Source organism: Methylobacterium sp. BTF04 (assembly GCF_010692745.1).
Classification (GTDB): Bacteria; Pseudomonadota; Alphaproteobacteria; order Rhizobiales; family Beijerinckiaceae; genus Methylobacterium.
In genome coordinates, this window is the sequence record NZ_JAAHTB010000018.1 from 49,046 (window position 1) to 71,475 (window position 22,430).

Genomic DNA, 22,430 nt, shown 5'->3' on the forward strand with positions numbered 1-22,430 from the left:
GTGATAAACAAGGGCCGGCCGGCGAGGTGGCACGCCGCGCGAGGCATTGTCATGCCGGAGCGCGTGCATGTCGCAACGAAACCGATGCAGCGTTCCGCCGATGCGTCGGTTCCGCCAATAAAACGCCCCTTTTGACTAAGCAAAATGGCGACTAAATCAAGTCCATCGTCGGCATCCGGCGTCGATGAACGGCCGATCATCCCCATCGAACATGCAAGAACGCAACGCCCAGGGCACGATCGGCCGATGGCGGAATCAATCCTTTGGTTCGAACCGGAGCGATGTGCCGTTCATGCAGTAACGTAGGCCTGTCGGGGCCGGGCCGTCGTTGAAGACGTGGCCGAGATGGCCTTTGCAATGGGCGCAGTGCGCCTCGGTGCGCACCATCGCGTGGCTGCGGTCTGCCTGCGTCTCCACCGCGCCCTCGAGCGGATCGAAGAAGCTCGGCCAACCGGTGCCGGATTCGAACTTGGTACCGTTGAGGAACAACGGCGTGCCGCAGCCGGCGCAGAAGAAGGTACCGGGACGCTTCTCGGCGTTGAGGCAGCTGGTCCCGGCACGCTCGGTGCCGTGCTCCCGCAGGACCCGATACTGCTCGGGGGTGAGAATCTCACGCCATTCGGCTTCGGTGCGGGTATCCTTCGCGTCGGTCGCGCCCGGAGGGGTGTCCGTCATCGTCTGCTCCTGATCCATTCGTCGGCTCATGTAGGGCGACGACGGATTTTCGCGAGACGATCCGTCGTCACGCCGCCGCCCCGACGGTGTCGGCCATCCGCGCCGCACGCGTGCCCATCGGCGTATCCGGCCCCGTGGTGGTGTCGCGGGCGGTCTGGTGCTCCATTTCGGCGTTGATCTCGCCGCCGAGCAACACGATCGTCGTCGAGATCCAGATCCAGGTCATGAAGCCGATCACGGCGCCGAGCGAGCCGTAGGTCTCGTTGTAGTTGCCGAAGCTTGCAACATACCACGAGAACAGGATCGAGGCGACGAGCCAGAGCAGGCCCGCCACGGCACCGCCGACACCGACCCAGCGCCAGCGCGGGCGCTCCCGGCTCGGTCCGTAGCGATAGAGCAGCGAAAGGCCGCCCAGCAACACGATGAGCAGGGCTGGCCAGCGCAGCGACGCGATGAGCCAAGCGGTGTCGCCGAACCCGACGAAGGTGAACACCACCGGCAGGACGACGATCCCGGTCAGCGCCAGGATGGTGAACCCGAGCGCGCCGATGGTGAAGGTGAGGGACCGCAGGTTGAGCATCAGGAACGAGCGCTTCTCCTCCTCCTCGTAGACGACGTTCAACGCGTCGAACATCGCCTTCATGGCGGCATTGGCACTCCACAGGGAGAGCAGGAGGCTGGTGAAGAAGGTCAGCCCGAGGCTGCCATTGCCCTTGGCGACGATCCGCTTGACCTGATCGCCGATAATATCGATGGCGCCCGCGGGCAGCACGCCGTGCAGGCTCGCCAGATGGACGTTGATCGCACCGGCATCGGCAACGAGGCCGTAGCACGACACAAGGGCGCCGATGGCCGGGAACAGCGAGAGCAGGCTGTAGAACGTCACGCCGGCGGCGACCGAGAGCACCCGGTCCTTGTTGAACTCGAGGTAGACTCGAACGAGGATGTCCTTCCAGCCGGAGGCCGTGATCTGGGTCGGGCTTCCGGCATGGCGCCCGCGCGCGACCTCCTTGGCGGCGATCCGGTCGGCTGCGACCCCGCTATACGAGCGAGCCCCTTGTGTGCGCGTCGGTGCGGGGTCCCGGTCGGCGGCCGGAGCATTCGCCGCACCGGCACGCCGCAGCGGACCGCCTACGGCCAAAGCCGCCAGGGCGGCCCCCATCGCGAGGGTCCACAGCAGCGTTGCCGGCCCGCTCGGATCGGGGGCCTGGTCGGGGGAAGAGGACATCGTTCGGGGACCGGAGCGTAAGGCAACGCCAAGCTTGGGCATATGCGAGAGGAACGCCAATGGGCGCAAGGCGTTCCGCCGGTCGCGACGGCGAGCCGATCCGCCGCGGACTCAGCCGCCGTAGAGCCTCGCATAGGTGTCGCGCAGGACGTTCTTCTGAACCTTACCCATGGCGTTGCGCGGCAATTCATCGACGAACAGCACGCGCTTGGGGCACTTGTAGCGCGCAAGCCGCGCTTCGAGCGCGCGGAGCATCTCGGCCTCGGGCGCCACGTCCGGGCGCGCCACAACGACGGCGGTGACGCCCTCGCCGAAATCGGCATGGGCCAGACCGATCACAGCTGATTCCACGACCCCCGGCAGCGCGTCGATCTCGTTCTCGATTTCCTTCGGGTAGACGTTGTAGCCGCCGGTGATGATGAGATCCTTGCCGCGCCCGACGATGTGGACGTAGCCCTGCGGATCGATCTTGCCGAGATCGCCGGTGATGAAGAACCCGTCCGCCTTGAACTCGGCGGCCGTCTTCTCCGGCATGCGCCAATAGCCCTTGAACACGTTGGGGCCCTTGACCTCGATCATGCCGACGGCGTCCGCGGCCAAGACCCGACCGGTCTCGGGATCGACCACCCGCACTGCGACGCCGGGAAGGGCCGGACCGACGGTGCCGGCCACCCGCGCGCCCGCATAGGGGTTCGAGGTGTTCATGTTGGTCTCGGTCATGCCGTAGCGCTCGAGGATGGCGTGGCCGGTGCGGGCCTGCCAGTCGCGATGGGTCTCGGCAAGCAGCGGCGCCGAGCCGGAGACGAACAGCCGGATCGCGGCGGTGGCCTCCCGGGTCAGGCCGGGCTCCTTCAGCAGGCGGGTGTAGAAGGTCGGTACGCCCATCATGGCGGTGGCGCGTGCCATCAGGGCGAGCGCCCGACCGGGGTCGAACTTGGCAAGGAACAGCAGGGTGCCGCCGGTGGCCAGCACGACGTTGGTCGCCACGAACAGGCCGTGGGTGTGGAACACCGGCAGGGCGTGGATCAGCACGTCGTCGGCCGTGAAGCGCCAGGACTCCTTGAGCGTCAGCGCGTTCGAGGCGAGGTTGTCGTGGCTGAGCATGGCGCCTTTCGAGCGCCCGGTGGTGCCGGAGGTGTAGAGGATGGCGGCCAGATCGTCGGGGCCGCGCGTCACGTCCGAAAAATCGGTCTGAGCCGCATCGGCAGCCTCGGCGATGCTGCCGCGCCCGTCGGCGCCGAGGGTGCGGATTTCGGCGACGCCGGCCTTGCGCGCGACGGCCGCCAGAGCCTCGGCCTTGGCCGGATCGCAGACGAACAGAACCGGATCGGCATCCGACAGGAAGTAGTCGATCTCGGTGGCGGTGTAGGCAGTGTTGAGCGGCAGGAACACCGCCCCGGCCCGCACGGCGCCGAGATAAAGGAAGATGAAATCCGGGCTCTTCTCGGCCTGGACCGCGACGCGGTCGCCGGGTTTCACGCCGAGCACCACCAGCGCCGTCGCATAGGCCCCCGAACGCGCCAGCAGATCGGCGTAGCTCAGGTGGATGCCGTCACCGGTCTCGATGAAGGTTTTCGCGCTTGGGTCGACAGGCAGATGGGCGCGGACGAGATCGAACAGATGATTGGGCATGGACGCGTCGAACAGCTTTCCGTCGAGAATTCAAGCCTCGGCCAGCGCCACCGCCCGCACCGGCGGCAGGTTCGCCCGTAATTCGCGGGTCACCGTGCTCGAGGCGGCGACGGTGCCGAGGTTGGCATAGGTCTCGTGGTTCTTCTCGATGGCCGAGAGGTCGTAGAGGTAGTTGACCATCAAGCCGCGCGACTGGGCGAGGCCCTTGGCCGACACGTCGCCGAGGAAGTTCAAACGCTCGAGACGGGCGCCGTTGCCGAGATGAAAGCGGGCGACCGGATCGAGCGGTTTGCCGCGCTCGTTCTTGGCCCGCAGGAAATAGGCGGCGGCGGCGGGAATCATCACCTTGCGTACCGCCTCGGACTTCACCTTGTCGGCCTGCCAATCCGCCTCGTCGATGAGGCGGAGGGCTTCCACGTCTTCGCGGGTCAGGCCCTGGGGAGCGTCGGCGCGGCGCTCGCGGTCGAGCCAGGCCGAGAAGCCGGGCACCGGCGAGAGAGTGACGAAGGTCTTGAGCGACGGGATCTCACGGGCCAGATCCTCCACCACCTGCTTGATCAGGAAGTTGCCGAAGGTGACGCCGGCCAGACCCTTCTGACAGTTCGAGATCGAGTAGAAGATGGCGGTGGTGGCCGCCCGCGCCGGCAGCAGATCGCGCTCATGCGCCAGGATCGGCGCGATGGCCGGAGCGATGGCGGCGGTGAGCGCCACTTCGACGAAGATCAGCGGCTCATCGAGGAGAGCCGGGTGGAAGAAGGCGAAGCAGCGCCGGTCCGGCGGCTCGATGCGTCGGCGCAGATCGTCCCAGCCGGCGATCTCGTGGACGGCCTCGTAGCGGATGATCTTTTCCAGGATATGCGCCGGGGTGGTCCAGTCGATGTGTCGAAGGACCAGGAAGCCGCGATTGAACCACGATGCGAACAGGTGCTCGAAATCGCTGTCGAGGCTATCGGCCGCGTCGACGAGATCGGGGTCCACTCCCTCCGCGCCGCGCAAAGATCGGCGTAGGCCGAACAGGTCTTCGCGCATCCGCACCAGGGCGAGGGTGCCGTCGCGCGCGAGGTTGAGCCGGCGGATCAATTCCTGGCTGCGCGGCTCGGCGGCATCGTGCAGCACGCTCAGCGCCGCGCGGGTGGGGTCGGCCCGGTAGGCGGCGATGGCTTCGTCGACCGCGGTATGATCCGCCGCGAACTCGGTGGAGACCATTCCCAGGAAGGCCGAGCGCTCGGCCCTGCCGAGGCTCGCGTAACGGTCGAGGATCAGTCGAGCGAGCGCGACGCCGGACGCCTCGCCGCGCCTGGAAATCAGGTCTTCGCAGAGTTTGAGCAGTTCGGGGGCGTTGGCCTTGGCGGCCAGATCACCGCGCCCGATGCCGATGAGGTCGCGACCGCGGTCGCTGATGGTTTGGAGCAGATCGCCGAAAAAAGAGATCGCCGCCATGTAACGTCGCTGACCCTTGGCTGCCGCCCATGGCGGGCGGTGCCGGTCCCGCACAAAGAACTACCGGCAATCCCGATAGTCTATGCCGGCTCATGGCGAAGGGCCAGAGACTTGGCTGGGAGCGCCGTCCGGAAAATACCGGGAAATCGATGTATGCGCGGGGTTTAGCCGACTAACGCACCATCCCGCCGATCATCATCGAAACCGGTGCGAAGTTCTGCACTCAGCCCTGACCGCCGGCGGACGCGATGTCGGCGCGGTCGGCACGTTCGCGCCAATCCTCGACCCCGTGCTGGCGCGCGAACCGAAGCTCGGCAGCCCTCAGGGCGCGCAGCGGATCGCGGGCACGGACGATCTCCACCGAGCCCACGGTGAAAGGCACACCGAGGATCTGCTTGGCGAAATTGACACGATAATTCAGCATTCCAAACTCCGTGATCGACGAGAACGTACGATGTCCACGAGGCGGATCGCGCGAATCGACCGGTTCCGCCCGGTGATCAGACCGTAAGACTCGCCGTTCTCCAAGGGCTTGGGAAAACGCGCTCGTATTTGGCCAAGGCACAACCGGGATTCGTGCACGTTCTGGACAACACTTCGTATATGGGGAGCCTCGCATCCGACCGGAACCACCCCTGCGTCACCGGCGCCGGACGCCGGTGACTCGGGTTGCCGATGCGCGCGCATCTGCTTAGGCGGAGGTCGATTGCGCCCCAGGTTTCGAGTGCCGAGCTCGCGAGAAGCACACCGGATGACATCCATGCCCCGCCGCCAGCCCACGCCGTCGGCCGATGCCCGCGTGTCCTGCGCATGACAGCGCAAGACACGGCAGCGACCCACGGTTTCACCACTAAGGCACGCCTCGGCCTCACCCTGATCGCGGGCGGGGCGGTGGCCAACATCTACTACAACCAGCCGCTCCTGGGACTGCTGGTGGGCGAGTTCGGCGCGCGCGCCGCTGTACTGGTGCCGACGGCCTCGCTGATCGGCTACGGGCTCGGCATCCTCGGCCTCGTACCGATCGGCGACGCTCTGCCCCGACGCAGCCTGATCGTCGCCCAGTTGCTCGGTCTCAGCGTCGCGCTGCTCGCCGCCGCCCTCAGCCCCAACCTCGCGATGCTGAGTGCCGCCAGCCTACTCATCGGCTTCCTCGCCTCGGCGGCCCAGCAGGCCGTGCCGTTCGCGGCCGAACTGGCGCCCGATGCCACGCGCGGGCGCATGGTCGGCCAGGTGATGACCGGCTTGTTCACCGGCATCCTGCTCGCCCGTACGGTGAGCGGATTCGTCGGAGCGCATTTCGGCTGGCGGGCGGTGTTCTTCGCCGCCGCCGGCGTGGCCGTCGCCATCGCGGGGGTCGCCGCCGCGACCCTCCCGAACACGCCTCAGACGAAACCGCTGCGCTACCGCGCGCTGATGATATCGATCCTCCACATGGTGCGGACCCAGCCGGTGCTGCGCCGGGCCAGCCTGACGCAAGGGCTGCTGTTTGCCAGCTTCAACGCGTTCTGGGCGACGCTGGCCCTGCTCGTCGAGGCGCCGCCCTTCGATCTGACCTCGGCCGGTGCCGGCCTGTTCGGCGTCATCGGGGTCGCCGGGGCGCTGATCGCACCGCTGTCGGGGCGCTATACCGACCGACGCGGCGCGCGCCCGGTGGTGGTGGGCGGCGCGGTCCTGGTGGTCGCCTCCTTCGTGGTGCTGTGGGCGGGAGGCTCGGTCTCGCTGATCGCCGTGGGGTTGGGCGTGCTGCTGATCGATATCGGGCTCAACGGCGCGCTCATCGCCAATCAGACCCGGGCCTATGCCCTAGTGCCGGGCGCACGCGGCCGCATCAACACCGTGCTGTTCACCGTGATGTTCGTCTTCGGCGCGTTCGGGGCATTCGCCGGCTCGCAGGCCTTCCTGATGGCGGGATGGGCCGGTGTCTGCGCCGTCGGAATCCTCCTGTCGGGGGCCGGGCTCCTGGTGGCGTGGCGCGATCGGAGCCACGTGAAGGCCGCATCCGCTATTTGAGGATGCGCGAGAGCCGGCACCATTCGGTCTTGTCGGCGGGAAGACCGAAGCGCAGCCGCGTCGGCGCGTCGGCAAAACGCCGCACGTAGATCCCGGCCTCGCCGAGGCGGTGGTACAGGCCGGGCGCATCCGGGAAAGTCGCGGTGCGGAACAGGCAGGTCCCGCCGATGCGTTCACCCCCGGCGCGAACGATCATCCGGTCGAGCCGGGCGGCGTCCGTTTCCCGCGCCGCCGCCGCATCCATCCTCCAGGCGGCATCGCCGAGCGCGGCCCGGCCGATGGCGAGAGCCGGGCCGGACACCGCCCAGGGCCCGAGTGCCGCGGCGATCCGCGCTGCCAAAGCCGGGTCGGTGGCCGCAAAGCCGAGCCGGATGCCGGCGAGACCATAGGTCTTGCCGAAGGAGCGCAGTACGACGACGCCCGGCCGCAAGTGCGGCCCGAGACAGTCCATGGGTTCGAGATCGGCGAATGCCTCGTCGACGACGAGGAGACCGGCGCGGGCGCCGAGCCGGTCCGCCAGTGCGATCAGGACCGGGACCGACACGATCCGCCCGTCCGGATTGTTCGGGTTGACCACGACGACGACGTCGGCCCCGTCGGTCTCGGCGAGATCGGTCACGGCCGTGACCGCGTGGCCGCCGCGGGTCCAGGCCGCCGCATGCTCGGCATAGGTCGGCCCCAGCACGGCGACGCGGCCCGGCGCCCGCAGCCGCGGAAGGGTCTCGATCAGGATCTGGGTGCCGGGTGCCGCCGCGATGCAGCGCGGATCGGACACGCCATAGGCGCTGGCCGCAACTGCCGTCAGGGCCGCGAGGTCGGCACCGGAGGGCAGGCGCCGGAACGCGCTGGCGTCGAGCGCCGGACAGGGATACGGCACCGGATTGATCCCCGTCGAGAGATCGACCCATGGCTCGGGGGCCGCCGGAAACAGCCTGCGCGCCGCGTCGAGGTCGCCCCCATGCGCGATCGGCTCGCGCGCCATCACCGAAAACGCATGCCCTGGACCGCCCTCACCCATCCGCCCGACACGCTCATCGTCCTGCTGCTCGCCCTCGCCGTCGAGGCGGCGGCCGGCTATCCGGACCGGCTCTACAGGGCGCTCGGCCACCCTGTCACCTGGATCGGCGCCCTGATCGGAGCGCTCGACCGGCGCCTCAACCACGGCACACCGGCCCGCCGCAGGCGCGCGGGTGTGGCCGGCCTCGTCGTCCTGCTGGCGGTGGTCGGCGCGGTCTCACTGGGGTCGACCGCGCTCGCGGGCCTCGCCGGCCCCTGGGCCGGGCTCTGCCTCGTCGGCCTGCTCTGCGCCAGCCTGCCGGCCCAGCGCAGCCTGCACCAACACGTGGCCCGGGTGGCCGCGGACCTGCGCTCCGACGGACTTGCGGGCGGGCGCCACGCCGTCTCGATGATCGTCGGGCGCAATCCTGAAACGCTCGACGAGGCCGGCATCTGCCGGGCGGCGATCGAGAGTCTGGCCGAGAACTTTTCCGACGGCATCGTCGCACCGGCCGTCTGGATCGGCCTCGGCGGCCTGCCGGGAGGCGCGCTCTACAAGGCGATCAACACCGCCGACAGCATGATCGGGCACCGCACCCCGCGCCACGAGGCCTATGGCTGGGCCTCCGCGCGCCTCGACGATCTCGTCAACCTGCCGGCCTCCCGGCTCGGCGCCGGATTGATCGTGCTGGCCTGTCTGTTTCATCGAGACGCCTCGGCGGGCGGAGCGTTTCGGGCGGTCCGGCGCGATGCGCACAAGCATCGCTCGCCCAATGCCGGCTGGCCGGAAGCCGCCATGGCCGGCGCGCTCGGATTACGGCTCGCCGGACCGCGGATCTACGGTGCGGAGCGGGTCGAGGATGCCTGGATGGGTGATGGACGCCCCGAGGCGACTCCGCACGATGTGGAACGGGCACTGGCCCTCTACCGCACCGCCTGCGTGATCCTGTTCGGGGCTGCAGCGGCGATGCTGGCTTTACTCAAGATTACACGCGCCTAACCTCGAACAACGATCTTCGCCCCGGAGAGCCATCATGATTCGCACCCGTTCGCTGATCGCGCTCCTGGTCGCATCGGCACTTCCGCCAGGCGCCGCGATGGCGGAAGCGTTGCAGCCCGTCGGTCCGCCCTACGCCGTCTCGGGCGACCTTGCCGGCAAGACCAGCCGCAAGGGCAAGATCAAATGGGCGGAGGATATCAGCGGCATCGCCTGCCGGCCGGACGAGACCGGCCCAATGCGGTGCCTGGTGGTCAACGACGAGAATACCGGCGCGCAATTCGTCGCCATCGACGGCACCACCCTGATTCCGGGCGCGGAAGTCGACCTCGTCGGCCGGGCGCCGTCGCGGACCACCCTCGGCGCGGCCCCGACCACGGGCGGCTGCACCCTCGGCCAGGGAGAATACGGCGAAATGGACGGCGAGGCGGTCGCCTACGCGGCGCCGAACTTCTACGTCACCGGCTCGCACGGGTGTTCGCGCAGGGGCCGCGAATACAAGATGTCGACCTTCGTCCTCGCCCGAATCCGCCCGAACGCGGCGGGTACGGGGGCGGAGGCGGTGGAGACGACCTATCGGCTCGGCGATGCGCTGAAGAACGCCGAGACAGTGGGCGCCTACTTCCTCAAGGATCTCGAAGCGCGGGCCGGCGGCACCTCGACCAAGGGCCTCAACGTCGAGGGCCTCGCGGTGGCGGGCGGGCGGCTCTACGCCGGCCTGCGCGCGCCCAACCTCGACGGCAAGGCGTTCCTGGTCTCGGTCGGGGTCGAGGCCCTATTCGCGCCCGGCACCGCGGCGCTGGCCGAGACGCCCAGGGTGATCCCGCTCGATGTCGGTGCCGATGCGGGCATCCGCGACCTCTCGGTCCTCCCTGACGGGACGCTCCTGGTGCTCACCGGCCCGGCCGAGAACGGCCTCGCCGTGCCCTACCGCCTGTTCGCTTTCGAGATCGCCTCGGGCAAGCTCACCTCGGTGGGAACCTTCGCGGCGCTCGAAGGCGAGGATGCGGGCGGCAAGGCCGAGGCGATGGTCCGGCTCGGGCCGGGCCGCCTGCTGATGCTGTTCGACAGCCTGAAGAACGGCGGCCCGCGCGCCTACGCGGTGCCGATCCGTTAAGCCTCAGCCGAGGGCGAGCAGGCGGTCGCAATCCACGTACCGCTCCATGTGCGCGGCAAGCTGGTCGAGCACCGTCTCGATGCCCGCCTCGTACGAGGCCCCGCTCGCGGTGGTTCCGAGGCGCGCGAGCCAGGCTCCGCGCTGGCGATCATCGGCGAACAAGCCATGGATATAGGTGCCGCAGACCAGACCATCGGCCGAGATCGCACCGTCCTTGCGCCCATCGGCGAGGCGGATCAGCGGGCGGGCGATATCGGGACCGGTGGTCTCGCCCACATGCATCTCGTAGCCGGAGAACGGCACGTCATCGGGCAGGCTGGTGCCGGTGACGGCGGCCAGGCGCTTCAGCGGTGTCATGACGGTTTCGATATCGAGGAGGCCGAGACCGGGGACGGAGCGCGGGCTCCCCTCGATGCCGTGCGGATCGTCGATGCGCCGCCCCAGCATCTGGTAGCCGCCGCACAGGCCGAGCACACGCCCGCCGCGCCGGACATGGGCCCGGATGTCGATGTCCCAGCCCTGCGCCTGCAGGAACAGCAGATCGTCGATGGTGGTCTTCGAGCCCGGCAGCAGCACGAGGTCGGCCTCGGCCGGGATCGGCGCGCCCGGATGCACCAGAACCACCGACACGCCGGGTTCGGCGCGCAAGGGATCGAGATCGTCGAAATTGGCGATGCGCGGCAGCACCGGCACGGCGATCTTGCAGCGTCCCGAACGCGCCTGCGATCCGGTCAGCCCGAGCACGTCCTCGGCGGGCAGGCGCGCGGCTTGCGGAAAATGCGGGATCAAGCCGAAGCTCGGCCAGCCGGTGGCGCGCGCGACGATGTCCATGCCGTCTGCGAACAGGCTGGGGTCGCCGCGAAAGCGGTTGACGAGGAAGCCGCGGATCATCGCCGCATCGTCGGCATCGATGACCGCCTTGGTGCCGACGAGGCTGGCGATGACGCCCCCCCGGTCGATGTCGCCGAGCAGGATCACCGGCGTGCCCGAAGCGCGGGCAAACCCCATATTGGCGATGTCGCCGCGGCGCAGGTTCACCTCCGAGGCAGACCCCGCGCCCTCGACGATGACGAGGTCGGCCTCGCCCTTCAGATGCGAGAAACTCTCAAGAACCGAGGCGAGCAGGCGCGGCTTCCACGCCTGATACTCCCGCGCGCCGGCCTGTCCCACCATGCGGCCCTGGACCACGATCTGGCTGCCGGTCTCGCTCTGGGGTTTCAGTAGCACCGGGTTCATGTGGACCGAGGGCGCCACCCCGGCCGCCCGCGCCTGCAGCGCCTGGGCCCGCCCGATCTCGCCGCCATCGGCGGTGACGGCGGCGTTGTTCGACATGTTCTGCGGCTTGAACGGCCGCACCACCAGGCCCCTCTTGGCGAAGGCCCGGCACAGGCCGGCGACGACGAGCGACTTGCCGACATCCGAGCCGGTGCCCTGGATCATGAAGGCGCGGGTCATCGGAGCGGGCCCATCAGAACTCGATCCCCTCCTGCGCCTTCACGCCGGCGGCGAAATGGTGCTTCACGGAGGCCATCTCGGTGACGAGGTCGGCGGCCTCGATCAAGGCCGGCTTGGCGTTGCGGCCGGTGACGATCACGTGGAGATCCGGCCGGCGCGCCCGGAAGGCCGCGACCACGTCGGCGATGGGGAGATAGTCGTAGCGGAGCGCGATGTTGAGCTCGTCCAGCACCACGAGGCGGATCGTCGGATCGGCCATCAGCTCGAGGGCCTTGGCCCAGGCGTGTTCGGCGGCGGCGATGTCGCGGGCCTTGTCCTGGGTCTCCCAGGTGAAGCCCTCGCCGAGGGTATGCCAGTCGATCTGTGTGCCGAAGGCCTTCAGCGCATGCCTCTCGCCCGTGTCCCACGCACCCTTGATGAACTGCACCACGCCCACCCGCCAGCCATGCCCGAGGGCACGCAGCATCAGGCCGAGGGCGGCCGTGGTCTTGCCCTTGCCGGGACCGGTATTGACGATGAGGAGGCCCTTCTCGATCGTCTTCTCGGCAACCTCGGCATCCTGCACGGCCTTGCGCTTCCCCATCTTTTCGCGATGGCGGTCGGCCTCGGCATCACTGTCGACTTGGCTGTCGGCTTGGCTCATGAGGCGGCTCCGGGTTGGGGTTTTACGATCAGCGGCAGACCCGCCACCAGGAACACGACGTGGTCGGCCTGGGCTGCGAGGCGCTGATGCAGACGCCCGGCTTCGTCGCGAAACCGGCGGGCGAGCGCGTTGTCGGGCACGATGCCGAGGCCGACCTCGTTGCCGACCAGCACCACCGGGCCAGGTGCCGTCGCGCAGGCCGCCAGGAGGGCGGCGATCGCCGCCGCGACATCGGCCTCCGACAGGATGATGTTGGTGAGCCAGAGCGTGAGGCAATCGACCAGCACCGGCCCGGGCGCCTGCGCCACCGCCTCGGGCAGGTCGATCGGCACGTCGCGGGTGATCCAGTCGGCCGAGCGTCGCTCGCGGTGAAGCCCGATGCGCGCACGCATCTCGTCGTCGTAAGCCTGCGCGGTGGCGAGGTAGAGCCACGGCGCCGGATGCGCCTCGATCAGCGCCTCGGCATGGACGCTTTTCCCCGAGCGCGCACCGCCCAGCACCAGGGTCAGGCGGGCAAAAGTCATCTTGGGAGGGACATGCACCATGCCCCCCCTGTGCCCGAAATCGGCCTCCGCGGTCAAAGCCTGCAAAACGCCTGACCGGCGCGTTGTCAGCGCTTCATCGAACGCGTAGAACCGAAAACAGGACGGTGCCCCGGAAACGGGGTGAAAAGGGAATGCGGTGTGGGGTGCGAGCCCCGAAACCGCGGCTGCCCCCGCAACTGTGAGCGGAGACGGGCCTGCCATCGGCCACTGGAGCGATCCGGGAAGGCGGCAGGACCGGATGACCCGCGAGCCAGGAGACCTGCCATCCGAAGGGGTTCGACCCCACCCGCTCGATCACGGCCGCCGGCGGGGCGGCCAGGAGATAGAACCGATGTCGACCAACACCCTCGTTCTTGCCGGCACCCGCACCAACGAGCGCCTCGGCGCCGTGCTCATGGCGGCGTTCCTCGGCCTCGGTCTCGTGTTCATGGCCGGCTTCGCCCCGGCGATGGCGCTGCACAACGCGGCGCACGACTTCCGCCACACCCAGAATTTCCCCTGCCACTGACCGCATTCGCGCTCAGGCAGACACCCCCATGATCATCCGGCTCGTGTCGGCGGCCCTGGTCGCCGGCTTCCTCGCGGCTGTGGTCGCGACGGGCCTGCAGCTCTCGCTCACTTCGCCGCTGATCATCGCGGCCGAGCGTTATGAGATGCAGGCTTCCCACGCTCCCGCGCTTCTCTCGCCCGCCTCCCTCATCGTGCAGGTCCATAGCGGACACGATCACGGCGAGAAGGATCCGAGCGTGAGCGGCGGTGAAACCGCGCCGGAATGGCAGCCCGGCCCGGGCCTGCCGCGCATGGCGTTCACCGCGCTCGCCACTCTGGTCGGCGGCGTCGGCTACGCGCTGCTGCTCGGGGCCGTGCTGCTGGCCTGCGGCCGCGAACCCACACCGGAGACGGGTCTGCGCTTCGCTATCGCGGGCTTCCTCGCCGTGGCGCTGGCGCCGGCCGTCGGCCTGCCGCCGGAACTGCCCGGGATGGACGCCGCGCCCCTGGCCGAACGCCAGTTCTGGTGGGTGATGACTGCCGCCGCCACCGCCATGGGGCTCTACCTCATCGCGATCCGCCGAGTGCCGATCGCCATCGCGGGCGGCCTCGTGCTCATCGTCGCGCCGCATCTCGCCGGCGCGCCGGAGACGAGCCATTCGGCGTCCGCCCTGCCGCCGGGATACGCGGCCCAATTCGCCGCGCGCTCGCTCGGGATCGCCTTCGTGTTCTGGACGGTGCTGGGGCTCAGCTACGGCTGGGCCTGGGCGATGCTGGGGCGCAAGGCGACGGGACCGGCGCATGCCTGATCCCGTCACACTCTACGTCTGCACCGCCTGCCGCGCCGAAGGCGACACGGCCGAGCCCCGCGCCGGGGCCCGGCTGCTCACCGCCCTGCGGGAGGCGGTGACCGGCAGCGAGCATCCGCACCTGCGCATCGAGGGCGTCGAATGCCTCTCGGTGTGCAAGCGGCCCTGCACCGTCGCGGTGGCCTCGGAAGGGCGCTGGACCTACGTCTACGGCGACCTCGACCCGGCCGAATCCGCCCGCGCCATCCTGGCGGGCGTCGGCCTCTACGGACAGACGCCCGACGGCATCGTGCCGTGGAAGGCGCGTCCGCAGGAATTCCGCAAGGGCGTCGTCGCCCGCATCCCGCCGCTCGCGGCGCACCCGATCCCGGACGCCGCCGAATGAGCCTCGTCGAGAAGATTCCCTGCACCATCGTCACCGGCTTCCTCGGGGCCGGCAAGACCACCCTGGTGCGTCACCTCATCGAGAACGCCAACGGCCGGCGCCTCGCGATCATCGTCAACGAGTTCGGCGATATCGGCTTCGACGGCTCGTTTCTCGCCGCCTGCGGCATCGAAGGCTGCCAGGACGAGGACATCGTCGAACTCGCCAATGGCTGCATCTGCTGCACGGTCGCCGACGACTTCGTGCCGGCCTTGAACAAGCTGCTCGACCGGGCCGATCCGCCCGAGCACATCCTCATCGAGACCTCCGGTCTCGCCCTGCCCAAGCCCTTGGTCCAGGCGTTCCAGTGGCCGGCGATCCGCTCGCGGGTGACGGTGGATGGCGTCATCGCCGTCATCGACGGACCGGCGGTGGCCGCCGGCTTCTTCGCCGACGATCCGGCGGCGTCCGCCGCCCAGCGCACCGACGACGCCAGCGTCGATCACGACAATCCGCTGGAAGAGGTGTTCGAGGACCAGCTCCTCTGCGCCGATCTGGTGGTGATGAACAAGGCCGACCTCCTCGACGCCGCCGGCCGCGCCAAGGTCCGCGCCGAGGTGCAGGCCCATCTGCCGCGCGCCGTGAAGATGGTGGAATCCGAGCACGGCCGCCTCGATCCGCGCGTGATCCTCGGCCTCGGGGCCGCCGCCGAGGACGACCTCGACGCCCGTCCCTCGCATCACGGCGAGGGTGAAGATCACGATCACGACGACTTCGATTCCGTTGCCCTGCCCGTCTCCGCCGCCGCCACCGCCGAAGATCTGGCGATCCGCGTGGCGCGGGCCGCCGAGACCCCGGGCGTCCTGCGCATCAAGGGATTCGCCGAAGTCACCGGCAAGCCCATGCGCCTCGTGGTGCAGGGCGTCGGCACCCGCATCGCGCATCATTACGACCGGCCCTGGAAGGGCACCGAAGCGCGCGACGGACGCCTCGTGGTCATCGGCCTCAAGGGCTTCGACCAGGGCGCGGTGGCCGCCGCCCTGGCTGGGTAGCGTTCCGCCATGCACCTGATCCGCATCGATACGGTTTCCCTCGACGAGGGCGAAGCCGCGATCGATCTCGGTCAGGCGCCGGGCGACATCGTGTTTCTGTCCTTCACCGATTCCGATCTGTTCGGGGTCGCCGGCGCCTTTGCGGCCGCGTTTCCGACCCCTCTCCCGAACGGGGACGGCCCGCACCGCGCCCCGACCCTGCGCCTCGCCAAGCTCGCCAAGCTGCGCCATCCGATGTCGGTGGACCTCTACGTCGAGGCGGTGATCGCGCGGTCGAAGATCGTCGTGATCCGCTGCCTCGGCGGCCTCGATTATTGGCGCTACGGCATCGAGCGGGCCGCTGTCGCCGTACGCGCCAACGGCGTCAAGCTCGTGGTCCTGCCCGGCGACGACAGGCCCGACCCCCGCCTCGACACCTTCTCCACGGCACCCGCTCTCGCCGGCGTTCTCGACGCCTATTTCCGGGCCGCCGGCACCGACAATCTGCGGCGGATGCTCGGGCGGCTCGCCGCCGAGATCGGCTTTGCGGGGGAGGTCGAGGCGCCGCAGGCCCTGCCGCGCGGTTTCGTCTGCTGCCCCGGCTGCGGTCCGGTCGACCGGGAGCGGGCGCTTGCCGCCGGACGGCCGTTGCAGTCTCGGGTCACAAAGGCACCGCTGGCCCTCCTCGTCGTCTACCGCTCGGCGATCCTGTCGGGCGATGCCGCGCCCATCGCCGCGCTCGCCGACGCATTGCAGGCGCGGGGTCTTCAGGTGGTGGCGGTCGCCGTGTCGAGCCTCAAGGATCCGGAGGCCCTCGGAACCCTCCGTGAGACCATCGCGGCGCAGAAGCCCGCCATCGTCATCGCCGCCACCGCGTTTTCGGCACGCGAGGATGCGGGCTTCGTTCTGGATGCCGCCGATTGCCCGGTAATCCAGGCCTTCACCATCGGTGCTGCACAGGCTGCCTGGGGCGCTTCGGCGCGCGGCATGGGCGCGGCGGATCTCGCCATGCAGGTCGCCCTGCCGGAATTCGACGGGCGGCTTTCCGGGTTTCCGATCTCGTTCAAGGAGGACGGCCCGGAGATCGACGGTTTCAGCGAACGCCGGGCCCGGCCCTTCACCGCAGGGATTTCCGCCCTCGCCGACCGGGCCACCGCCTGGGTCCGGCTGGCGCGCCTGCCGCGGGCGGACCGCCGCCTCGCACTGGTGCTCTCGGATTATCCGGCCCGTGGCGGCCGGGCGGGCTTCGCCGTCGGCCTCGATACGCCCGAGAGCGCGCGCGCCATCCTGTCGGATCTCGCCGAGGCCGGTTATGCGACGGACGCGCTGCCGGAAGCGGATGCGCTCATGCGTGCGCTCACGCAGGGATCGCGCAGTTTTTCCGTGTCCCTCGACGCCTATCGGGCTTGGTTCGCCACCCTGGCGGCGGACGAACGGACCGATCTGAGCGCGAGCTGGGGTGCGCCCGAGGCCGACCCACTCTGCATCGACGGCGCCTTCCGTTTTGCGATGGTGTGTCCGGACGCCCCTGCGGGGGACCTTGCACGCGGGCCCGCGCCGGGCTCGCTCTCCCATTCGGGAGAGGGGCGTGACCTGTCCGAAGACGATGGTAGGGGGCGGAGTAGCATCGAGGGCCGCATCGCCCTGTTCCTGCAGCCCGACCGCGGCCGCGCCGCCGACCGCAAGGCCGGCTACCACGATCCCGATGCGGTCCCGACGCATGCCTATCTCGCCTTCCATCTCGGACTGCGGACCCACTTCGATGCCCTGATCCATCTCGGCACCCACGGCACCACCGAGTGGCTGCCCGGCAAGGCCGTGGCCCTGTCGCCGGATTGCTGGCCGGCCCGTGCCATCGGTCCACTGCCGGTGATCTACCCGTTCATCGTCGACGATCCCGGTGAGGCAGCGCCCCTGAAGCGCCGGCTCGGCGGCGTGGCGCTCGGCCATCTCACGCCGCAGACCGAAAGTTCGGGGCTCGACCCCGAAGCCGCGCACCTGCGCGAACTCGTCGAGGAATACTCGGCGGCGAGCGTGCTCGATCCGCGCCGGGCCGCCCTCATCGCCCGGACGATCCTCGACGAGGCCGCATCCGCCGGGCTGCTGGCATCGGCCGGCATCGATACCGGCACGGCGATGCCCGACGCGCTGGCGGCCCTCGACGCGCACCTGTGCGATCTCGGCGAGGTGACCACCCGCGACGGGCTCCACGTCTTCGGACGGGCCGCCGCCGGGGCCGCGCCGGGCGTGGCGGCCTGTGCCGCGGCCGAGGGCGCGGGGCTGCTCGCCGCCCTCGATGGCCGCTTCGTGGTGCCGGGCCCGGCCGGCTCGCCGTCGCGCGGACGCACGGACGTGATGCCCACGGGCCGGAACCTGACGACCCTCGATCCGCGCAGTCTGCCGACCCGCGCCGCCACCATCCTCGGCGCCAAGGCGGCCGACGCGGTGGTGCGCCGCTACCTCCAGGACGAGGGCGAGTATCCGGCCCGCATCGTCATGGATCTGTGGGCCTCGCCGACTCTGCGCACCGGCGGCGAAGACGTCGCGCATGCCCTCAACCTGATGGGCGTGCGCCCGGTCTGGGACCACGCCTCGACCCGCGTCACCGGCTTCGAGGTGCTGCCGCTCGCCCTCCTCGACCGGCCGCGCATCGACGTGACGGTGCGGGTCTCCGGCGCGTTTCGCGATACCTTTCCGGACACCCTGTCGCTGCTCGCCCGCGCCGCCGCCGCGGTCGCCGCCCGCGACGAGGAGGATTCCGAGAATCCCCTGGCCGCCGCCCGTCGCCGGGGCGAGGCCGCCGCCCGCGTCTACGGCGCGGCGCCGGGCCGCTACGGCGCCGGAGCCGGCGGCCTCGCCCTCGATGGGGTGTGGGATGGGCGCGCCGACCTCGGCCGCGCCTATCTGGACGCCACGTCGCACGCCTATGGCGGCGCGGAGGATACGGCCGATGTGGGCTTTGCCGCCCGGGTCGCGCAAGCCGACGCCTATGTCCACGCCTTCGACGTCGCCGAGCGCGACCTCCTGGACGGCGATGCCGCCGTGGATGCCATGGGCGGATTTTCCGCCGCCGCCGCGCTCACCGGCGCCAGCCCGACCCTCTACAGCCTCGACGTGGCAACGCCCGAGGCCCCGAAGGCCCGCACCGCCCGCGAGGACACCGCCCGGCTCATCCGGGGAAAGCTGAGCCATCCGCGCTGGATCGCGGCGCAGTTGCGCCACGGCTATCGCGGCGCGCAGGAATTGGCGCAGGGCATCGACGCGGTGTTCGTGCTCGCCGCCACCACGGATGCGGTCTCGGATGCCGATCTCGACCGGCTCTACGGTGCGATGATCGCCGATCTCGACACCTTCGAGACCCTGCGCGCCGCCAACCCTGAGGCCGCCCGCGCCATCCTCGAGCGCTTCGACGAGGCGCGGCGACGCGGCCTGTGGACCACCCGTCGCAACGCGATGGCCGCCGACGAATTGATGCCGGAGGCCGCCGAATGAGCGCCGACCGCCGCGTCCTCCCCGATGCTCCCAACCGGCGTGGCTGGTGCCCGAGCCTGCTGCGGCCGATGCCCACCGGCGACGGTCTGCTGGTCCGGGTCCATCCGCCGCTCGGGCGGCTCACCGGCTTGCAGGCGCGCGCGGTGGCGCAGGGCGCGCGCCATTTCGGCAACGGGCATATCGACGTCACCGCACGGGCCAACCTCCAGATCCGCGGCGTCACGCCGGAGACGCAGGGTCCGCTCGCCGCGAGCCTGGAAGCGGTGGGCCTGGGCGATGTGCGCGATGACGGCAGCGTGCAACGCCTGACCCTCACCGCACCGTTGGCCGGGCCCGCCATCGCGATTCTGGCCGAAGCCGTCGAGGCGGCCGGACGCGCGGTCGCTGGCCTACCGGCCAAGACCCTGGTGACCCTCGAGGATGGCAGTCGGTTCGGGCTGGCCGGCGCGGAGGCCGACGTGATGCTCCGCCTCGTCGACCCCGACCGGATCGCGTGGGCGCTCGCGACGCCGGACGGACCGGTCTGGTTCGCGGCCGTTCCCACGGCCCAGGTTTTGCGCCATCTCACCGAAAGTCTGCACGCACTGGCGGCGAGCGGGGCCCGGCGCATGCGGGATCTCGATGCCGACACCCTGTCCCGGCTCGGAGCGGACAGCACAGCGATACCGCCACCGCTCCCAGCACCGGCGCTGGAGCCGGGACTGCATGATTTTGGCGGCGATCGTCTGGTCCTCGCCGTCGATACGGCTTTCGGACGCTGCAGCGCCGATGGGCTCGACAGCCTCGCCGCCTGGAGCGACGCCATCGGCGCACCCGACCTGCGCCTCAGCCCGACCCGCGGCTTCGTCCTCGTGGGGACGGACAGCGAGGGCGCACGGCGTGCCTGGGACGCGCTCGGAGCCCAAGGGTTCGTCCATGCCGCCGACGATCCGCGCGGCGGCGTGGCCGCCTGCCCCGGCGCACCGGCCTGTGCCTCCGGCACGACGCCGACCCTCGGCGACGCAGCCCGGTTGGCCGAGGCCTTAGGTCCGCTGATCGCTGCCGGCCTGACCGCACATGTCTCCGGCTGCGCCAAGGGCTGCGCCCATCCGGGCGCCGCCGCCCTCACCCTCGTCGGCCATCACGGCCACTACGACATCGTCCTCGACGGCCGCCCCGATGCATTGCCGGCGATGCGACTCACTTTCGAGGCCGCGCTGGACCGCGTAAGGAGTGCGGATTCGGCAGCCGCCCTCGCCCAGGCCTTCAGGACCACCGACACGATGAGTTCGCCCGCATGAGTTCGCGCCTGGACTATCTGCGCGACGGGCAGGCGATCTACGCCCGCTCCTTCGCGATGATTCGCGCCGAGGCCGACCTCGGCCGGTTCCACGGCACCGCCGAGCGTGTGGTCGTCCGCATGATCCATGCCTGTGGCATGACCGATCTGCCCGGGGACGTGGAAGCCTCCGACGATTTCGCCGCCAGCGGCGAAGCGGCGTTGAAGGCCGGCGCGCCGATCCTGTGCGACGTCCGCATGGTCGCCGACGGCGTCACCCGCGCGCGCCTGCCCTCCGACAACCGGGTGATCTGTACGCTCAGCGATCCGCGCGTGGCCGACATGGCCGCCGCCATGGGCACCACCCGCTCGGCGGCCGCGATGGAATTGTGGCGCGAGCACCTTCCCGGCAGCGTCGTGGCGGTGGGCAATGCGCCGACATCGCTGTTCCGCCTGCTCGAATTGCTCGACGAGGGCATCGCGCCGCCAGCGGCCGTCATCGGCATTCCGGTAGGCTTCGTCGGCGCGGCCGAGTCGAAGGAGGCGCTGGCGCGCGATGGGCGCGTGCCCTTCATCGTCGTCCATGGCCGGCGCGGCGGCAGCGCCATGACGGCCGCCGCCGTCAACGCGCTCGCGCAGGAGATCGAGTGATGGAGGCCGGCGAGCGCCTGAGCCCCGCCGATCCGGCGGAACGGATCGAGCTGCCGCGCACCGTGACCACCGGCACGCTGTTCGGCGTCGGCATGGGGCCAGGTGAGCCGGACTACCTCACGGTCCGCGCCATGAAGGTGCTGGCCGCGGCCCCGGTGCTGGTGCATTTCTGCAAGAAGGGCCGGCGCGGCAATGCCCGCACCATCGCGGATGCGGTGCTGAGCCCGGAGCCGGCGCGCGAGCACCCGCTGGTCTATCCCTACACCACAGAGCTGCATCCCGATCATCCGGATTACGTCTCCGCGCTGGCGAGCTTCTACGACGACGCGGCGGGCCGGCTCGCCGACCATCTCGGCGCTGGGCGCGACGTGGCGATCCTGTCGGAGGGCGATCCGTTCTTCTACGGCTCGTTCATGCACCTGTGGCGGCGGTTGAAAGACCGTTTCCCCGTGGAGGTGGTCCCCGGCGTCACCGGCATGTCCGGCTGCTGGACGCGGGCCGGCACCCCGATTACGTGGGGCGACGATGTGCTCACCGTGCTTCCGGCGACGCTGCCGCATGCGGCCCTCGTCGAGCGCCTGCGGATCACCGACGCCGCGGTCATCATGAAACTCGGGCGCCACCTGCCCAAGGTCCGCGCGGCCTTGGCCGAGGTCGGCGTGCTGGCCCGCGCGGTCTATGTCGAGCGCGGCACCATGGCCGGCGAGCGGGTGATCGCGCTCGACGAAAAACTTGACGACGTGGCGCCGTACTTCTCGATGGTGCTGCTGCCGGGCGAAGGCCGCCGGCCGTGACCGGGTGCGTCACGATCATCGGGCTCGGTCCCGGCGATCCGCGCCTGCTCACGCAAGCCGCCTCCGAAGCCCTGGCCGCGGCGCAGGACCTGATCGGGTACATCCCGTACGTCGCCCGCGTGCCCGAGCGCGCGGGCCTGACCCGGCACGCCTCCGACAATCGGGTCGAGGTCGACCGCGCCCGCCACGCGCTGGAACTCGCCGCCTCCGGACGCCGGGTGGCGGTGGTGTCGGGTGGCGATCCGGGCGTGTTCGCCATGGCGGCTGCGGTGTTCGAGGCGGTGGAAGCCGGCGATCCGGCTTGGGCGCGGCTCACCATCACGGTCGAGCCCGGTATCACCGCGATGCTGGCCGCCGCCGCCAAGCTCGGCGCGCCGCTCGGCGGCGATTTCTGCGCGATGTCGCTGTCGGACAACCTGAAGCCCTGGGACGTCATCCTGGCTCGGCTGGAGGCGGTTCTACGGGCCGATTTCGTGATCAGCCTGTACAACCCGATCTCGTCCGCGCGGCCGTGGCAGCTCGGCAAGGCCCTGGGGCTCGCCGCTGAGTTCCGGTCGGGCGACACCCCGGTCATCTTCGCCCGCGCGGTGTCGCGGCCCGACGAAGCGATCCGCATCCTCACCCTCGATCGGGCGCGGGAGACCACGGCGGACATGGCCACGATGGTGATCATCGGCGCCTCCGCCACCCGCCTGATCACACGCGGGCCCGGTGACCAGCCCTACGTCTACACACCGCGCAGCGTGTCGCCGGCGTGACGGGGAGAGCCCAGACCCCTCCCCCCTCCGCCGGGGAGGGTGCCCG

General features: G+C 70.2%; 21 protein-coding genes and 1 riboswitch. Of the genes, 12 read left to right on the forward strand and 9 right to left on the reverse strand.

What is annotated here, in order from left to right; all coding sequences use genetic code 11:
- Window positions 1-255: 255 nt before the first annotated feature.
- The 5 genes from msrB to G3T14_RS12830 form a co-directional block, all read right to left on the reverse strand.
- Window positions 256-675, reverse strand: coding sequence for a peptide-methionine (R)-S-oxide reductase MsrB (gene msrB / locus G3T14_RS12810; RefSeq protein WP_163642938.1), 420 nt, complete (start codon window positions 673-675; stop codon window positions 256-258).
- A 67-nt stretch (window positions 676-742) separates the two neighbouring features.
- Window positions 743-1,903: a YihY/virulence factor BrkB family protein gene (locus G3T14_RS12815; RefSeq protein ID WP_204262838.1), complete on the reverse strand. Its 1,161-nt coding sequence runs from the start codon at window positions 1,901-1,903 to the stop codon at window positions 743-745.
- A gap of 111 nt (window positions 1,904-2,014) precedes the next feature.
- Window positions 2,015-3,535, reverse strand: coding sequence for a malonyl-CoA synthase (locus tag G3T14_RS12820; RefSeq protein WP_163642939.1), 1,521 nt, complete (start codon window positions 3,533-3,535; stop codon window positions 2,015-2,017).
- Window positions 3,536-3,565: 30 nt separating this feature from the next.
- Window positions 3,566-4,975 carry a malonyl-CoA decarboxylase gene (locus tag G3T14_RS12825; RefSeq protein WP_163642940.1) on the reverse strand — a complete coding sequence of 470 codons (1,410 nt, stop codon included), beginning with the start codon at window positions 4,973-4,975 and terminating at the stop codon, window positions 3,566-3,568.
- A 223-nt stretch (window positions 4,976-5,198) separates the two neighbouring features.
- Window positions 5,199-5,399, reverse strand: coding sequence for a hypothetical protein (locus G3T14_RS12830; protein ID WP_163642941.1), 201 nt, complete (start codon window positions 5,397-5,399; stop codon window positions 5,199-5,201).
- 386 nt (window positions 5,400-5,785) lie between these two features.
- Between G3T14_RS12830 and G3T14_RS12835 the strand changes: the two genes are divergently transcribed.
- Window positions 5,786-6,985 (forward strand): MFS transporter, encoded by a 1,200-nt coding sequence (locus tag G3T14_RS12835; protein ID WP_163642942.1) that lies wholly within the window; start codon window positions 5,786-5,788, stop codon window positions 6,983-6,985.
- Here G3T14_RS12835 and cobD read toward each other — a convergent pair.
- Complete coding sequence (gene cobD, locus G3T14_RS12840) at window positions 6,978-7,967, reverse strand: threonine-phosphate decarboxylase CobD (protein WP_246733311.1); 990 nt, start codon at window positions 7,965-7,967, stop codon at window positions 6,978-6,980. The two genes, G3T14_RS12835 and cobD, sit on opposite strands and share 8 nt — an antisense overlap.
- Window positions 7,968-7,979: 12 nt before the next feature.
- On the opposite strand from cobD, the gene cbiB reads away from it, so the two are divergent.
- Complete coding sequence (gene cbiB / locus G3T14_RS12845; protein WP_163642944.1) at window positions 7,980-8,981, forward strand: adenosylcobinamide-phosphate synthase CbiB; 1,002 nt, start codon at window positions 7,980-7,982, stop codon at window positions 8,979-8,981.
- Window positions 8,982-9,015: 34 nt separating this feature from the next.
- Window positions 9,016-10,095 carry a DUF3616 domain-containing protein gene (locus G3T14_RS12850; RefSeq protein ID WP_246733312.1) on the forward strand — a complete coding sequence of 360 codons (1,080 nt, stop codon included), beginning with the start codon at window positions 9,016-9,018 and terminating at the stop codon, window positions 10,093-10,095.
- Between the two features lie 3 nt (window positions 10,096-10,098).
- Here the strand turns inward: G3T14_RS12850 and G3T14_RS12855 are convergent, their stop codons facing one another.
- Genes G3T14_RS12855 through cobU form a run of 3 tightly spaced genes read right to left on the reverse strand, consistent with a single transcriptional unit; the run spans window position 10,099 to window position 12,717 of the window.
- Window positions 10,099-11,550 (reverse strand): cobyric acid synthase, encoded by a 1,452-nt coding sequence (locus tag G3T14_RS12855; RefSeq protein WP_204262839.1) that lies wholly within the window; start codon window positions 11,548-11,550, stop codon window positions 10,099-10,101.
- Between the two features lie 13 nt (window positions 11,551-11,563).
- Complete coding sequence (gene cobO / locus G3T14_RS12860; RefSeq protein WP_163642945.1) at window positions 11,564-12,193, reverse strand: cob(I)yrinic acid a,c-diamide adenosyltransferase; 630 nt, start codon at window positions 12,191-12,193, stop codon at window positions 11,564-11,566.
- Window positions 12,190-12,717 carry a bifunctional adenosylcobinamide kinase/adenosylcobinamide-phosphate guanylyltransferase gene (cobU, locus tag G3T14_RS12865; RefSeq protein ID WP_246733313.1) on the reverse strand — a complete coding sequence of 176 codons (528 nt, stop codon included), beginning with the start codon at window positions 12,715-12,717 and terminating at the stop codon, window positions 12,190-12,192. The genes cobO and cobU overlap by 4 nt, the downstream gene beginning before the upstream one ends.
- A 106-nt stretch (window positions 12,718-12,823) precedes the next feature.
- A riboswitch (cobalamin riboswitch) is annotated at window positions 12,824-13,020 on the forward strand.
- Window positions 13,021-13,069: 49 nt separating this feature from the next.
- Between cobU and G3T14_RS12870 the strand changes: the two genes are divergently transcribed.
- The 9 genes from G3T14_RS12870 to cobJ are packed head-to-tail and all read left to right on the forward strand — an operon-like array spanning window position 13,070 to window position 22,384.
- The gene (locus tag G3T14_RS12870; RefSeq protein ID WP_163642946.1) at window positions 13,070-13,246 is read left to right on the forward strand and encodes a CbtB-domain containing protein; all 177 of its coding nucleotides are present in this window, start codon (window positions 13,070-13,072) and stop codon (window positions 13,244-13,246) included.
- Between the two features lie 28 nt (window positions 13,247-13,274).
- Window positions 13,275-14,036 (forward strand): CbtA family protein, encoded by a 762-nt coding sequence (locus G3T14_RS12875; protein ID WP_163642947.1) that lies wholly within the window; start codon window positions 13,275-13,277, stop codon window positions 14,034-14,036.
- A complete protein-coding gene (locus G3T14_RS12880; RefSeq protein ID WP_163642948.1) occupies window positions 14,029-14,421 on the forward strand; it encodes a DUF1636 domain-containing protein in 393 nt (130 codons plus the stop codon). The genes G3T14_RS12875 and G3T14_RS12880 overlap by 8 nt, the downstream gene beginning before the upstream one ends.
- Entirely contained in the window at window positions 14,418-15,452 is a 1,035-nt protein-coding gene (cobW, locus tag G3T14_RS12885) for a cobalamin biosynthesis protein CobW (RefSeq protein WP_163642949.1), read from the forward strand. The genes G3T14_RS12880 and cobW overlap by 4 nt, the downstream gene beginning before the upstream one ends.
- Before the next feature lie 9 nt (window positions 15,453-15,461).
- Window positions 15,462-18,923 carry a cobaltochelatase subunit CobN gene (gene cobN / locus G3T14_RS12890; RefSeq protein WP_163642950.1) on the forward strand — a complete coding sequence of 1,154 codons (3,462 nt, stop codon included), beginning with the start codon at window positions 15,462-15,464 and terminating at the stop codon, window positions 18,921-18,923.
- Window positions 18,920-20,203, forward strand: coding sequence for a precorrin-3B synthase (gene cobG, locus G3T14_RS12895; protein WP_163642951.1), 1,284 nt, complete (start codon window positions 18,920-18,922; stop codon window positions 20,201-20,203). The genes cobN and cobG overlap by 4 nt, the downstream gene beginning before the upstream one ends.
- Window positions 20,200-20,832: a precorrin-8X methylmutase gene (locus G3T14_RS12900; protein WP_163642952.1), complete on the forward strand. Its 633-nt coding sequence runs from the start codon at window positions 20,200-20,202 to the stop codon at window positions 20,830-20,832. The genes cobG and G3T14_RS12900 overlap by 4 nt, the downstream gene beginning before the upstream one ends.
- On the forward strand, window positions 20,832-21,626 hold the full coding sequence (locus G3T14_RS12905) for a precorrin-2 C(20)-methyltransferase (RefSeq protein ID WP_163642953.1): 795 nt from the start codon (window positions 20,832-20,834) through the stop codon (window positions 21,624-21,626). Before G3T14_RS12900 ends, G3T14_RS12905 begins: the two co-directional genes overlap by 1 nt.
- On the forward strand, window positions 21,623-22,384 hold the full coding sequence (cobJ, locus tag G3T14_RS12910; protein WP_163642954.1) for a precorrin-3B C(17)-methyltransferase: 762 nt from the start codon (window positions 21,623-21,625) through the stop codon (window positions 22,382-22,384). The genes G3T14_RS12905 and cobJ overlap by 4 nt, the downstream gene beginning before the upstream one ends.
- Window positions 22,385-22,430: the final 46 nt, after the last annotated feature.

Excerpts from the sequence above, each read along its gene's own strand:
- msrB (WP_163642938.1), bottom strand. The coding sequence starts at position 675 with ATGACGGACACCCCTCCGGGCGCGACCGACGCGAAGGATACCCGCACC.
- G3T14_RS12815 (WP_204262838.1), bottom strand. The coding sequence starts at position 1,903 with ATGTCCTCTTCCCCCGACCAGGCCCCCGATCCGAGCGGGCCGGCAACG.
- G3T14_RS12820 (WP_163642939.1), bottom strand. The coding sequence starts at position 3,535 with ATGCCCAATCATCTGTTCGATCTCGTCCGCGCCCATCTGCCTGTCGAC.
- G3T14_RS12825 (WP_163642940.1), bottom strand. The coding sequence starts at position 4,975 with ATGGCGGCGATCTCTTTTTTCGGCGATCTGCTCCAAACCATCAGCGAC.
- G3T14_RS12830 (WP_163642941.1), bottom strand. The coding sequence starts at position 5,399 with ATGCTGAATTATCGTGTCAATTTCGCCAAGCAGATCCTCGGTGTGCCT.
- G3T14_RS12835 (WP_163642942.1), top strand. The coding sequence starts at position 5,786 with ATGACAGCGCAAGACACGGCAGCGACCCACGGTTTCACCACTAAGGCA.
- cobD (WP_246733311.1), bottom strand. The coding sequence starts at position 7,967 with ATGGCGCGCGAGCCGATCGCGCATGGGGGCGACCTCGACGCGGCGCGC.
- cbiB (WP_163642944.1), top strand. The coding sequence starts at position 7,980 with ATGCCCTGGACCGCCCTCACCCATCCGCCCGACACGCTCATCGTCCTG.
- G3T14_RS12850 (WP_246733312.1), top strand. The coding sequence starts at position 9,016 with ATGATTCGCACCCGTTCGCTGATCGCGCTCCTGGTCGCATCGGCACTT.
- G3T14_RS12855 (WP_204262839.1), bottom strand. The coding sequence starts at position 11,550 with ATGACCCGCGCCTTCATGATCCAGGGCACCGGCTCGGATGTCGGCAAG.
- cobO (WP_163642945.1), bottom strand. The coding sequence starts at position 12,193 with ATGAGCCAAGCCGACAGCCAAGTCGACAGTGATGCCGAGGCCGACCGC.
- cobU (WP_246733313.1), bottom strand. The coding sequence starts at position 12,717 with ATGACTTTTGCCCGCCTGACCCTGGTGCTGGGCGGTGCGCGCTCGGGG.
- G3T14_RS12870 (WP_163642946.1), top strand. The coding sequence starts at position 13,070 with ATGTCGACCAACACCCTCGTTCTTGCCGGCACCCGCACCAACGAGCGC.
- G3T14_RS12875 (WP_163642947.1), top strand. The coding sequence starts at position 13,275 with ATGATCATCCGGCTCGTGTCGGCGGCCCTGGTCGCCGGCTTCCTCGCG.
- G3T14_RS12880 (WP_163642948.1), top strand. The coding sequence starts at position 14,029 with ATGCCTGATCCCGTCACACTCTACGTCTGCACCGCCTGCCGCGCCGAA.
- cobW (WP_163642949.1), top strand. The coding sequence starts at position 14,418 with ATGAGCCTCGTCGAGAAGATTCCCTGCACCATCGTCACCGGCTTCCTC.
- cobN (WP_163642950.1), top strand. The coding sequence starts at position 15,462 with ATGCACCTGATCCGCATCGATACGGTTTCCCTCGACGAGGGCGAAGCC.
- cobG (WP_163642951.1), top strand. The coding sequence starts at position 18,920 with ATGAGCGCCGACCGCCGCGTCCTCCCCGATGCTCCCAACCGGCGTGGC.
- G3T14_RS12900 (WP_163642952.1), top strand. The coding sequence starts at position 20,200 with ATGAGTTCGCGCCTGGACTATCTGCGCGACGGGCAGGCGATCTACGCC.
- G3T14_RS12905 (WP_163642953.1), top strand. The coding sequence starts at position 20,832 with ATGGAGGCCGGCGAGCGCCTGAGCCCCGCCGATCCGGCGGAACGGATC.